The organism is Paenibacillus sp. 453mf, from assembly GCF_900116105.1.
GTDB classification, from domain to species: Bacteria; Bacillota; Bacilli; order Paenibacillales; family Paenibacillaceae; genus Paenibacillus; species Paenibacillus provencensis.
In genome coordinates this window covers 1-13384 of record NZ_FPAC01000005.1, presented here as the reverse complement: position 1 = coordinate 13384, position 13384 = coordinate 1, and the positions used below count along the sequence as shown (strand labels likewise).

11 protein-coding genes and 1 rRNA gene are annotated in these 13384 nt (G+C 45.5%); 11 read left to right on the top strand and 1 reads right to left on the bottom strand.

Going from position 1 to position 13384, the window contains the following annotated elements:
* Window positions 1–3: 3 nt before the first annotated feature.
* The 4 genes from rfbD to BM415_RS18730 all read left to right on the top strand — a co-directional run bounded on the left by rfbD (window position 4) and on the right by BM415_RS18730 (window position 4443).
* The gene (gene rfbD / locus BM415_RS18745; RefSeq protein ID WP_091160653.1) at window positions 4–885 is read left to right on the top strand and encodes a dTDP-4-dehydrorhamnose reductase; all 882 of its coding nucleotides are present in this window, start codon (window positions 4–6) and stop codon (window positions 883–885) included.
* A 149-nt stretch (window positions 886–1034) separates the two neighbouring features.
* Window positions 1035–2033, top strand: coding sequence for a glycosyltransferase family 2 protein (locus BM415_RS18740; protein ID WP_091160652.1), 999 nt, complete (start codon window positions 1035–1037; stop codon window positions 2031–2033).
* Between the two features lie 80 nt (window positions 2034–2113).
* A complete protein-coding gene (locus tag BM415_RS18735; RefSeq protein WP_091160650.1) occupies window positions 2114–3046 on the top strand; it encodes a glycosyltransferase family 2 protein in 933 nt (310 codons plus the stop codon).
* On the top strand, window positions 3043–4443 hold the full coding sequence (locus BM415_RS18730; RefSeq protein ID WP_091160649.1) for an undecaprenyl-phosphate glucose phosphotransferase: 1401 nt from the start codon (window positions 3043–3045) through the stop codon (window positions 4441–4443). Before BM415_RS18735 ends, BM415_RS18730 begins: the two co-directional genes overlap by 4 nt.
* A gap of 109 nt (window positions 4444–4552) precedes the next feature.
* Here BM415_RS18730 and BM415_RS18725 read toward each other — a convergent pair whose 3' ends face one another.
* Window positions 4553–4945, bottom strand: coding sequence for a TIGR02328 family protein (locus BM415_RS18725; RefSeq protein ID WP_091160647.1), 393 nt, complete (start codon window positions 4943–4945; stop codon window positions 4553–4555).
* Window positions 4946–5177: 232 nt separating this feature from the next.
* Here BM415_RS18725 and BM415_RS18720 point away from each other — a divergent pair, with 232 nt between their 5' ends.
* The 7 genes from BM415_RS18720 to BM415_RS18690 all read left to right on the top strand — a co-directional run.
* A complete protein-coding gene (locus BM415_RS18720; protein ID WP_091160646.1) occupies window positions 5178–5774 on the top strand; it encodes a biliverdin-producing heme oxygenase in 597 nt (198 codons plus the stop codon).
* Between the two features lie 123 nt (window positions 5775–5897).
* Window positions 5898–6290: a GAF domain-containing protein gene (locus BM415_RS18715; protein WP_091160644.1), complete on the top strand. Its 393-nt coding sequence runs from the start codon at window positions 5898–5900 to the stop codon at window positions 6288–6290.
* Between the two features lie 213 nt (window positions 6291–6503).
* Window positions 6504–6980, top strand: a complete 477-nt coding sequence (locus BM415_RS18710) for a hypothetical protein (RefSeq protein ID WP_091160642.1) — start codon at window positions 6504–6506, stop codon at window positions 6978–6980.
* 411 nt (window positions 6981–7391) lie between these two features.
* Complete coding sequence (locus tag BM415_RS18705) at window positions 7392–8111, top strand: heptaprenylglyceryl phosphate synthase (protein WP_091160641.1); 720 nt, start codon at window positions 7392–7394, stop codon at window positions 8109–8111.
* A 39-nt stretch (window positions 8112–8150) separates the two neighbouring features.
* On the top strand, window positions 8151–10481 hold the full coding sequence (gene pcrA / locus BM415_RS18700) for a DNA helicase PcrA (protein WP_091160639.1): 2331 nt from the start codon (window positions 8151–8153) through the stop codon (window positions 10479–10481).
* Window positions 10482–10687: 206 nt separating this feature from the next.
* Window positions 10688–12703 (top strand): NAD-dependent DNA ligase LigA, encoded by a 2016-nt coding sequence (gene ligA / locus BM415_RS18695; RefSeq protein ID WP_091160636.1) that lies wholly within the window; start codon window positions 10688–10690, stop codon window positions 12701–12703.
* A gap of 408 nt (window positions 12704–13111) precedes the next feature.
* Window positions 13112–13384, top strand: a 16S ribosomal RNA gene (locus tag BM415_RS18690); the annotation flags it as partial.

The window sequence follows — 13384 nt, the reverse complement described above, 5'->3', positions numbered from 1 at the left end:
TCGATGAAAGTTCTGGTTACCGGAGCGGCAGGTCAGCTCGGGAAGGATGTCGTAATGCTGTTGCAGAGTAAAGGCTGCGAGGTCCTTGCTTGTGATCGTCAAACACTTGATATCACAAATTCAGAACAGTGTGAAGCTGTGGTGGCCGAATTCAAACCACAAGCGATCATTCACTGTGCAGCCTATACGGCAGTGGATGCGGCAGAAACGGATGTAGAAGGTGCTTACTTAGTTAATGCCACAGGAAGCCGTAACCTGGCCGTTGCTGCTGAGAAGATTGGGGCCAAAATCGTCTATATCAGCACAGATTATGTATTTAATGGCCAATCTTCAGAACCTTATCATGAATATGACAATACGGACCCGCAAAGTATCTACGGTAAATCCAAACGAGCCGGCGAGGTTCTAACTCAAAGCTTATCCTCACGTTATTTTATTGTACGTACTTCCTGGGTTTATGGCCTTCACGGCAATAATTTTGTTAAGACCATGCTGAAGCTGGGGCAGGAGAAGCCGCTGCTCAATGTGGTAAACGACCAGAAGGGATCTCCTACCTATACCGTAGACCTGGCAGCATTTCTGTATGAGTTGATTCAAACGGAAAAGTACGGAATCTATCACGCTTCTAATAGTGGTTCTTGCACGTGGTATGAATTTACTCAAGCGATACTGGAAGAAGCAGCTCAGGTGCTTGATATGAAGGTAACAGCATCCTTGGAGCCTTGCACGACAGACATGTTTCCACGGCCTGCCCCCCGCCCTCAAAATTCGGTGATGGAGCATCTGGCTATTCGAACAAATGGTTTAACAGATCTTCGACCATGGCGGGAAGGATTAAACGACTTCTTGGCAGAACTGAAAGCAATAAGTGTCAGAACAGAATAGATGACAAGAAGGTCTCGTTCTATCTTTTCCAACTGGGAAAGGGTGAGAAGGGACCTTTTTGCTTTGTATCGCATGTCATCTTGAACCAACATGGTTTATTATAGAATCAGAACACTAAATATACTATATGAGAAGGACAACTTTACAAAATGAAGGAAACCTTAGCAAAACCAAAGAAGATACGAAGTAATGAACAACGGTATAGCACAGTCAGTGTGCATATCGTTACATATAACAGTGCAGACGATATTAAGGAATGTATTGATCATGTTCTTCGGCAGAGCTATTCCGTTCGCTCCATTGTCATCGTAGATAACAACTCTACGGACCAGACCACAGACAGGGTCAGACAGCATCCTGCCTATCGCGAAAATAAGGTTAAAATACAGCTCATTGAGAATGAATCTAATACAGGATTTGCTCCTGCCCATAATCAGGCGATACAAGCGACGACGACAGACTATGTGCTTGTGTTGAATCCGGATGTTTCCCTTGAACCTGATTACATTCGATACTTAGTCGAATTTATGGATCATCATAGCGAAGTCGGAAGTGCTGCAGGCATGCTTAGACTAAAAGCAGATCCATCCTTAATTGATAGTACGGGACTAACGATGAACAAGACCTATAGAGCGTTTGATCGGGGAGCAGGGGAATCAGCAGATAAATGGACGTCCTCTAATGAGGTGTTTGGTGTCTCTGGCGCTGCAGCAATGTATTCTCGAAAAATGATTGACGACATCAGTATCGACGGGCAGTTTTTTGATAGTGATTTTTTCGCCTATAAAGAAGATGTAGATGTAGCTTGGCGAGCTCAGGTGTTTGGCTGGAAATCCTTCTATATTGCTGAAGCGGTGGCTCTGCATGAACGGGGATGGAAAAAAGACAATCGAAAATCCATACCCTTATTTATTCGCCAAGTCTCTTATATCAATCGTTACAAGATGATCTATAAAAATGAGAGTATCGGCAAGTTATTAAAGAACTTGATTTTTTTCTTACCTTTTGAACTGGCAAGTAATTTTTATTTTCTATGGAAGGAAAGAGATGTTCTGAGTGCTTGGAAGTCATTGTATAAATGCCGTTCGGAATTAAAAGCAAAAAGAAGATACATTCAGACGGCTCGTAAAACCTCTCCTAAAAGTTAAATCCAGGACATTTCAGGAAAAATATATCTCTATGTGCTATAATTGTCGATAGATTAGTACATTTTGTCAGGAGATTTCTTATGGATCTTAGCATTATCATCGTGAATTACAATACGAGGCAGCTAACGCTGGATTGCATCACGTCTGTGTATGAATCCAGAACGGAGTATGCCTATGAAATCATTTTAATAGATAACCATTCTAGCGATGGTACCGTTGAAGCCGTAGCTGAACAGTTTCCAGAGGTGCGTCTGATTGCCAATCAAGAGAATACAGGCTTTGCAAAAGCGAACAATCAGGGACTGGCGATAGCTGGAGGAAGATATTCACTTCTGCTCAATTCGGATACGGTGGTACAGCAGGACACTTTGCAAGCGATGCTATCCTTCATGGATGCACCTGAGAACAAGAAGGTGGGAGCAGCGGGCTGCAAAATTATTTTGCCGGATGGATCGCTGGACAAGGCCTGCAAGAGAGGGTTTCCGACACCTTCCGCATCATTTTATTATGCATTCGGTATCTCGAAGCTCTTTCCGGATAACCCGAGATATAATCAATACCAGCTGGGACATCTGGACCCGGATCAAGCTTATCCGGTCGATTGCCTGGTAGGGGCCTTTATGCTGGTAAGGCAGGAAGTAATAGAACAGGTTGGAGGTCTGGACGAGACCTTCTTTATGTACGGCGAAGATATAGACTGGTGCTACCGAATCAAGCAAGCGGACTGGGACATTCACTACTATCCATATACATATATTATTCACTACAAAGGCGCCAGTTCCCGAAGAAAGCCAGCCAAGATCATCTACGAATTTCATAGAGCCATGTGGGTATTTCATCAGAAGCATTACCAAGCGAAATATAATCTATTAACGAATGCAGCCGTATATAGCGGAATTGGAGTCAAACTCGCATTATCTTTCATGAAAAATGGATTAAACCGGTTCAGCAGCAGGGGCGAATCTGAGCCTCGGATAACCGGGAAGTCTTCTTCTAATGAGGTGAACTTATGATTCGCAGAAATCAGCAGGTGTTAACTCAGTTGTATGTCGGTGTTGATTTCTTTATTATACAGCTTTCCTTTTTACTCGCATGGTGGATAAAGTTTGAGAGTGGCTTACTGCCATACGAGGTGTCCGTACCTCTCGAAACCTATACGCTGTGGAGCCTTGTATATGGAGGAATTGCCATTATCGTCGGGTTTTTTGTTTCCTTATACACGCCGAAGCGAAAGAAACGGTTTGCAGAAGATTTTTGGAAAATCATCGAGATTCATTTGATCAGTTTATTCATTTTGTTAAGCTTGATGTTCTTTTTCAAGGAAGTCAATATTTCCCGTTCCTATCTAGGGATCTACATGATTGGAAACATTTCATTCACGCTGTTTTATCGCTATATCTTAAAGCAAATTCTAAAATCCTTACGCCAAAAAGGCTACAACCGTCAGTTCATGCTGATTCTGGGAGCAGGTTCACTTGGCAGAACATTCTATAATAATTTACGCCAGTATCCCGACTTAGGTTATGAGATCATTGGCTTTCTGGACGATTACCGGAAGTGGGATGCAGACGAGCAGAAGCATTTCAAACCGATTCTAGGATCAATGGACGACCTGTCAGCCATTCTTTCTAAACATATGATCGACGAGGTTGTACTCGCTCTTCCACTGGATGCACACAGCAAATATCCAGAGATTATCAATACATGTGAAAAAGCAGGCGTACGTACCTTAATCATCCCGGACTTCTTCGATTATTTGCCTGCGCGTCCGATGTTTGATTATTTTGCCGGCATGCCGCTCATCAACGTAAGAGACATTCCGCTCGATCTGACGATGAACCGTTTGGTCAAGCGGGTGTTCGATATCATCTTCTCCATACTGGCCATTATCATTACCTTGCCGGTGATGCTGCTCGTAGCGCTGGGAGTGAAGCTGACTTCACCTGGACCGGTTATTTTTAAACAAGAGCGTGTAGGACTGAATCGCCGAACCTTCCATATGTACAAGTTTCGTTCGATGAAGCTGCTTCCGGAGGGAACAGTGGACACCGGCTGGACTACTCGTAATGACCCGAGACGCACCCGATTCGGCTCCTTCATAAGAGCTACAAGCCTGGATGAGCTACCGCAGTTCTTCAACGTGCTGTTCGGACATATGAGTGTGGTTGGTCCCCGTCCGGAGCGTCCGTACTTTGTGAACCAGTTTAAGGAAGAAATTCCGAAATACATGATTAAGCATCATGTCCGTCCAGGCATTACGGGACTTGCCCAGAGCCAGGGGCTCCGGGGAGATACCTCCATTGAGGATCGGATCGAACAAGACATTTTCTACATCGAAAATTGGTCGCTGCTCTTTGATATCAAGATCATTTTTAGAACCATTCTTAACGGCTTCAAGAACGCGTACTAAATGCAGAAAAAAGATGGCAGACTCTTGCTCCAAGAGAACGCCATCTTTTTCTATACCGTCGTTATGACTTGCTGCAAATCCCAGCCTATTAGCGTATTTCGTTCTAACCTTACCTCAGGCTGTCCGCCAGATCCACTTCCAGTATAATGCCCTTCTTTGCAAGATTATCGAGGCACTCCTTCATGTAGGCATCGTCATGCTCATCATAACGCGCTTGGGCCACTATATCGTATTCATCCTCCCAATCCCATGGATCGGTCTGCTTTCCGCGGTAAGCGGGATGTTCCCATAGGCTATCTACGTTGTATCCCCGGTTTTTCATTTCTTCTATAATTAAGATATGGTAACGCATCAGCTTCAGTGGATGATAGTCATATACATAATTAACAGTCGCGTGCTTCTTTCCCCATCCGCCGCCCCGCAGCGCGCAGCATTCCCGGTGCTGTCCAAGCAGCTGGGGTCTCGGGAGCATACTAATTAGATCCTCATGCCATAAACGCATCAGTAATTCTCTCCGTAATCGTTTATTTCTGATTATATAAGCATAGGTGAGAGGATTTAAGCAGGTCAATGGCAAACATCCTATGTTATTGGAAATCTGTAGGTCTTTTCGACTGACATTGCTTATACTGAGGGAATTGTTTATCTGAATCCATTTCATAGTCACTTTTTTAATGAGTTATGATAATGATTTTATCTATTTTAATTACATATGCACAGGGAGGTTCGTGGAAATGACAACCATTATGGAACAACTCCGGAAAGAAACGGCGGAGGATCATGATCAGATCGAACAAAATGCTTACGCCAAGGCCATTATGAACCATACCCTTACCAGAGCCGAATATCAGGCGTACTTAGAGAAAATTTACGGTTTTATTCTGCCGATAGAACAGAAGATTGCACAGCTTGATGGTGTCCAGGAACTCGGCATCGATATGAAGCATCGTGCGAAATCGCCGCTGCTGGAGCAGGATCTGGCATTCATCTCTTCAAGTAGACAGCAGGTTCCCATTTGTGGTGAAATTCCCGAGATCGCTTCGTCCGAACAACTGCTGGGATATTTATATGTCATTGAAGGCTCCACGCTGGGAGGACAGATTATTACCCGTAAGCTGAGAAATCATTTAGCTCTGGAGCCTGGAATGGGACTTTCGTATTTTAATGCATATGGACAGGATACACGCACGCAATGGAAAGAATTAAGCGAAATCATGAACAAGGCTGTAGAAGCAGGCGCGGATCGCGAGGTAATCGTTGGTACGGCAAAAGAGACCTTCCGATTGCTTAATCAATGGCTTATCTGCAATACCAACGGTGGCCAATCATAAAGGGAGGATCTTACAGACGATACACATTCCGGGAATGGATTCGCCTCATGGGGTGGGAGTCGCTGTAAGAGCTGATTGACCGCAATTTAAGCGCCAGTGATACGTCAGACAGATTTACAATATATGAGTGTAAAGATCAAGAACGCAGAGACGGAAAAGGACTTCGACTTTTTTGGCATCGCTCTTTCGAGCGAAGATCTGATTATATTGGAAGTTGAGTGCAGAGTATCCCCCCGCAAGTCATTTGAAAAATGGCGAGAGGTGGTTGAATCCACCTCGTATCCTTGGCTGAGCAAGGAGCTGAATATTCTGCCTGAGCTAAAAAGCATCGTTCGGAGCCAGACAGAGAATCAGCTCAGGCAGATGGAAGTAGAGGCGATCCAAAATACCCGCATACTTCGAGAGAATGAGCACCGTTATTTGCAGCTTATGGAGCTTTCTCCGGTCGGATTTTTCACGGTTATTCATGGCAGGATCATATACTGTAACAGCGAAGCCGCTCAGCAGCTTAGCTAAACAGAATCCATTTCATACTTCATTAAAATGATAAATTTGTGTTCTTCTATAAACTTTTGGAAGTATTTTGCAGATAATTAGCTTAGGGCTGTCATTAAGCACACAATTCAGACTCGCTTGGAAGGCCGCTTTGACAGTGCCTCTTAGCGGGTCTTTTTGATGTTAGCCCGGATGAATCATTAAATTACATAAGAGTAAGCGAGGTTTTTCGATATGGCAAAAGCAACCCGAAGACCCAAAGAATTTACGCAGGCCCAGCTGTATGAGCTCAAACATAATCCGAACGTGTCCAGTATAGAGGGCAGGAATATCACCTATACGTCTGTTTTTAAAATCGCTGCGATTCGTGCAGATCAGGATGGGGTTCGGCCAAGGGAGATTTTTATACGCGGTGGATTCTGCTTAGAAGCGATTGGTACCGATACTCCGAAGAGATGCTTGCAGCGATGGAGGGCGATCTTTGATAAGTATGGCGAGAAAGGACTTATGAATGAGGGGAGACAGCGACATAATCGTAAGCACTGGACTTTGGAGGAGAAGCTGCAGGACAAGATTCATGTGGCAGAGGAGCAGATTCGGTTACTGAAGGACGAGAATGCTCAGTTAAAGCGGGAGCTGAGAGAATTGCAGAAGCTATACGCAGAGAAGCCCAAACGATTATATGTTCGCAGTCGGGTAAGTGAGTATTAAAGTATTTTGAAGCCGAATTTTTGGTAGATGCGAATGATTTAATCAATGAATGTTTTAGAGCACAAATGTTTAATCTAGTTAAATTAAATACATGACTGAATCAATTTCATAAATCATTAAATAGGTAAATTTGAAACTATATATAGACAAGTAAAGTCATTTTGATCTATATATACCCTTGATATAAGCAGCTAAAGGTATTATGAAATTGATTCGACTGCGTAATAAATGCAGCTCTCTAGCTGCCCATGCAAACCTGCTCTTTCATAAGAAAGCTGCAGGTTTTTTGGTATTCCATCCTCCGTTTCCAGCGAAAAATCTTGTTCGCCTCGTATACGAACATTGACTTACCTTAGCCCACTATCATAGACTTGTTTTAGTAGTGATTTGCTCGCGTGGAGGAATGGAATTTTGAAGGAAATGATCAAGGCATGGAAGCATATTTTCAAACTCGATCCTGACCGTGAACTGACGGATGAGGCACTTGAAGCTGTGTGCATGTCCGGTTCGGATGCGATTATGATTGGCGGCTCTTCCGGCATCACGTACGATAACACGGTGGACCTGCTGTCTAGGGTGCGGAGGTACGAGCTTCCATGTGTACAAGAAATTTCTGATCTTGAGGCGGTTGTGCCCGGATTTGATCTTTACATGGTTCCTATGGTGCTGAACGCACAGGATACGCGCTGGATCACCGGACAGCATCAGGCCGCCATTGAACATTTCGGGTATATGATTCCTTGGGAGCTTATCGTTTGTGAAGGGTATATTGTACTGAATCCTGATTCAACGGTAGCACGGCTGACCTCTCCGAATACAGCGCTTGAGGCTGAAGGGGTTGCTGCTTATGTACAGGTAGCGGACAGACTGATGAATCTGCCTGTGGTGTACATTGAATACAGCGGAACCTTTGGTGATATGGAAACAGTAGAGTCAGCTCGTAATGCGGCGTACCAGTCTCAGCTATTTTATGGCGGCGGGATTGTCGATTATGATACAGCAGCTCAGGCAGCAAAGGTAGCGGATGCGATTGTTGTGGGCAATGCCGTTTATTATGATTTGCCGTCAGCACTTGCTACGGTTCAGGCGGTAAAACCGGGTGAGACCAAACCAACCTCGAATAGAGGATGATGCACTTTTTTACTTCAATAACGAAAGGGGCTTGCATGTATGCAATCCATTAATATACAGGACGCTGTTGCACGTCTGAACCCTCCGCAGCGGGAGGCGGTTATTACAACAGAAGGACCACTTCTCATTATGGCCGGCGCAGGGAGTGGTAAGACGAGAGTGCTGACGCATCGTATCGCTTACTTGATTGCCACTAAAAAAACAGCACCTTGGGGCATTCTCGCCATCACATTTACGAATAAGGCAGCACGGGAGATGCAGGAGCGGGTATCGAAGCTCGTCGGTTCGGAAGGGCGCGATATATGGGTATCTACGTTTCACTCCATGTGTGTTCGGATTTTGCGCCGCGATATTGAGCGGATCGGATTCACCTCTAACTTTAGTATTCTCGACTCGGCGGATCAGCTGTCCGTTATTCGTAACTGTATGAAGGATCTGAATATCGATACGAAGAAATTTGAACCCAAAGCGATTCAGTCCGCCATGAGTACGGCAAAGAATGAGTTGGTAACTCCAGCACAGTATGAATCAAAGATCGGCGATTATTTTGAAGGTATTGTGGCGAAAGTATACACGATGTACCAAAAACGCCTGAAAGCAAACAACTCGCTTGACTTCGATGATCTCATTATGACGACCATTCAGCTCTTCAAAGAAATGCCGGAAGTGCTTGATTTCTATCAGAAGAAATTCCAATACATCCATGTGGACGAGTATCAGGATACGAACCGTGCGCAGTATATGCTGACCCGGATGCTCGCGGACAAGCATCATCGTATATGCGTCGTGGGTGACAGTGACCAGTCGATCTATCGCTGGCGCGGTGCAGATATTAGCAATATTTTAAATTTCGAAGAGGATTATCCGGAAGCCCGCACGATCCTGCTGGAGCAGAATTATCGTTCGACTTCGAATATCCTGGATGCGGCTAATGCCGTCATCGCACTGAATTCGGGACGCAAGCCGAAGAAGCTGTGGACGGATAAGACCGGCGGGGACAAGATCAAGGTCTACCGTGCGGACTCTGAGCATGACGAAGGATACTTTGTAACTTCCGAGATCAGCAAGAATGTGAACAAGGGCAAGAGCTATCAGGACCATGCGATATTGTATCGTACCAACGCACAGTCCCGGGTTATCGAGGAAATTTTGATTAAGTCGGATATTCCTTACCAAATTGTCGGCGGGATCAAGTTCTATGACCGTAAAGAGATCAAGGACGTCCTTGCTTATTTGCGCCTCCTATCGAACCCTGATGACGATATCAGCCTCACGCGAATTATTAATGTGCCTAAACGTGGCATCGGTGATACGACCGTTGGTAAGCTCGCTGCCGCAGCGGGGGAGAGAGGCGTGTCCATTTTCAAAGTGCTTGAGGTGGTTGACGATCTGGGTTTTGCTGGACGTACACGCAATGCGCTGGTTGAATTCTATGATATGATTGCGGCACTTCATCGAATGGTTGAATATTTGTCGGTAACTGAGCTGACTGAAAAAATACTCGAAATGAGCCAGTATCGTCTCGAGTTCCAGAATGAGAATACGCTGGAGTCCAAGGCCAGACTTGAAAATATTGATGAGTTCTTGTCTGTAACGATGGAGTTCGAGAAGAATAACGAAGATAAGTCGCTCGTATCGTTCCTTACAGATTTGGCCCTTATTGCTGACATTGACAGCATGAATGATGATGAGGAAGAGCAGGACGATGCGGTCGTTCTTATGACAATGCACAGTGCCAAGGGACTTGAGTTTCCTGTTGTCTTCATTATCGGGATGGAGGAAGGCGTGTTCCCGCATAGCCGGACCTTTATGGATGAGGAAGAGCTTGAAGAGGAACGTCGCCTTGCTTATGTAGGGATTACCCGTGCGGAACAGCAGCTCTTCTTGTCCTGTGCCCAAATGCGGACGTTGTTCGGACGGACGACAGCGAATCCACCTTCCCGCTTCCTGGATGAGATTCCGGAAGATCTCAAGGAGGATACGAAAATTGCCCAGGACCGCTATCGCCGCGGGGGAGGCAGCAACGCTGGAGGCTCCTATGGCGGACGCGGATTTACTGGAGGAGGAAGTAACTTTGGGGGCTCTCGGGCCAGCACCGGCTTCAGTGGTTCTACAGCTTCAGCAGCATCTAAAGTATCTGTTACAACAGGGAGAACAGGTGCAGCTGCAGCCGCAGCCGCAAGTGCAGCAGGCAGTGGCTCGAAGGATTTCTCTGCAGGCGACAAAGTACAGCATGGCAAATGGGGAACAGGAACGATTGTCTCCATTAAAGGTGCGGGCAACGATATGGAGCTGCAGATTGCTTTTCCTGCGCCGGTTGGTGTTAAACGTCTGCTCGCAGGTTTTGCTCCGATAACCAAAGTGGAATAACAATGCACTACTGAATTTAACATCATTGGTGTGAGCACACCTTATATAGAGAAGGTACCCGTGAGGAGACTAATGTTAAAACGGAATACGCTGAGAGAGATATCAGCATATTTGAGCAATACATCTAAGAGCAGTATATCTAAATTGGCCTCTCACGGGCCTTACATATTTTTCTAAAATTATTATTCACGGAGGGATAGCCCTAAATGGATCCAATGCATCGATTGGAGCAGCTCGTAAAGGAGCTGAATGAGTACAACTATCACTATTACACATTGGACAAGCCGAAGATTAGTGATAAAGAGTATGATGTCTTGTACGATGAGCTGGTGTCGCTTGAGACGCAAAGCGGGATTGTACTGCCCGATTCTCCGACTCAGCGTGTGGGAGGCGAGCTGCTCAAAGGTTTCAAGCCTCATCGTCACCTATCTCCTCTCTGGAGCCTGGACAAAGCACAGAATATAGAGCAGCTTCGCAGCTGGAACGGCAGAGTGCAGCGTCTTGTTCAGGATTACAACACCAAGAATCCAGACACACCGCTTCCTGATCCAGGCTATGCGATTGAATTGAAGTTTGATGGTCTCACTTTAAATCTGACCTATACAGATGGACAGCTTGTTCAAGCCTCGACCCGGGGGAACGGTGTTACAGGTGAAGGGATTTTGGCACAAGTAAAAACGATCAAGTCTGTACCGCTCACGATCCCATACACGGACGGTACGATTGAAGTGCAGGGGGAAGGGATTATGAACCTTTCCGTGCTTAACAAATACAACGAGACGGCAGTCGATCCTCTCAAGAATGCACGCAATGCCGCAGCAGGAGCCCTTCGCAATCTGAATCCCAAAGTAACAGCAGAACGCAGGCTGAGTGCTTTTTTCTATAATGTGGGCTATTCGGACGCCATTCAGTTTGAGAGTCATGAAGAGATGATGCAGTTTCTGCGGGACAATCACTTCAAGGTAAATCCTTATATCAGCTACTTCCAAGAGTTTGACGATGTGATGGAGCGTCTGGCCGAAATCCAGGAGAACCGTGACAAGCTGGACTATCTTATTGACGGAGCGGTTATCAAGCTAACAGACATGCGTACCCGGCAAGTGCTGGGCTATACTGACAAATTCCCGCGTTGGGCCGTTGCTTACAAGTTTGAGGCGGAGGAAACAACGACGGTGCTGAACTCGGTCAGCTGGAATGTGGGCCGAACAGGAAAAGTCACGCCGCTGGCTCGTGTTGAACCGGTAGAACTGGCAGGAGTGACGGTATCCAACTGTACGCTGAACAACGTTGGTGATATCGAGCGCAAGAACCTGAAGTATGCACTTGGAACACGTGTCTTTATTCGGCGATCGAACGATGTAATACCTGAAATTCTGGGCAAGGTGACAGAAGAAGCAGATGGAGAAGAGATTGTGTATCCTACGGAGTGTCCTTCATGCGGATTCCCGCTGGAGGAGCGCGGTGCGCATTTATTCTGTAACAATAAAATGAACTGTAAGCCGCAGATCGTAGCCCGGATCTCTCATTTTGCTTCCCGTGATGCCATGGACATTGAAACGTTCAGTGATAAGACAGCTATACAGCTCCATGATGAAAAAGGTTTGAAAGAACCGGCCGAGCTCTACACCCTGACCTATGAAGATCTCATTGGGTTGTCCCGATTCGGTGATAAGAAGGCAAAGAATTTGCTGGCAGCTATTGAAGAAAGCAAAGGCAGAGACCTAGCCTCCTTCCTGTATGCATTGGGCATTCCGAATACAGGGAAATCAACCACCAAGATGCTTGCGGACCACTACCGCGACCTTCACCGCATTATGAATGCGTCAGTAGAGGAGTTGGTGGAACTTCCGGATGTAGGACTTATCGTAGCAGAGAGTATCGTATCCTTCTTCCAGGATCCATTTATACAAGCGAGTATCGAGAAGATGCTGTCTCTTGGAGTCGAGGCCAAAGCGCCTGAAGAAGCTCAAGTCGTTGTGACCGACTCATTCTTTAATGGGAAAACTGTGGTGCTCACAGGAACCTTGCATCAGCTAACGAGAGAAGAAGCTACCGAAAGACTTGAAGCTCTCGGTGCAAAGGTAACGGGAAGTGTATCGAAAAAAACAGATCTCGTCATAGCAGGAGAAAAAGCAGGAAGCAAACTGTCTAAAGCTCAGCAGCTCGGTATAGACACAATTGAAGACGAGGATGAATTCGTTAAGCTCTTGCAGCTTAAGTAGAATGGCAGCTTAAAGTAGAACGATCTAGTTATATGTAGAAGCGCAGTTTGTCGTATTAAGTTTTGTCGACAGCTGCGCTTCGTTAATTCATGTTTCATTTGAAGAAATTAATTTTATAAAAAGGGTTGTCAAAATAATTTTGACGTGTTATATTATTTCTTGTCGCTTCGAGCGATGCAAGAATATTGTCGAATGATGCTGAAAAACATCGAAAAAAGATGTTGACAACATCGACAATAAAATGATATGATAAATATCCAGTCGCGAGAAATTGGCGGTTGAGATAAAGAATCAAGTTCTTTGAAAACTGAACAAATGGATGATGAAATTAAGAGAACATAATGTTCTCGTCAGTTTTTCTAAATGAGCTTATCGCTCTTTTCAATCGATGTTGCTAGACAACATTTTTTATTGGAGAGTTTGATCCTGGCTCAGGACGAACGCTGGCGGCGTGCCTAATACATGCAAGTCGAGCGGAGTCGATGAGGAGCTTGCTTCTCTGAGACTTAGCGGCGGACGGGTGAGTAACACGTAGGTAACCTGCCCATAAGACTGGGATAACTACCGGAAACGGTAGCTAATACCGGATAGGTTCTTCTCTCGCATGGGAGAGGAAAGAAAGACGGAGCAATCTGTCACTTATGGATGGACCTGCGGCGCATTAGCTAGTTGGTGGGGTAA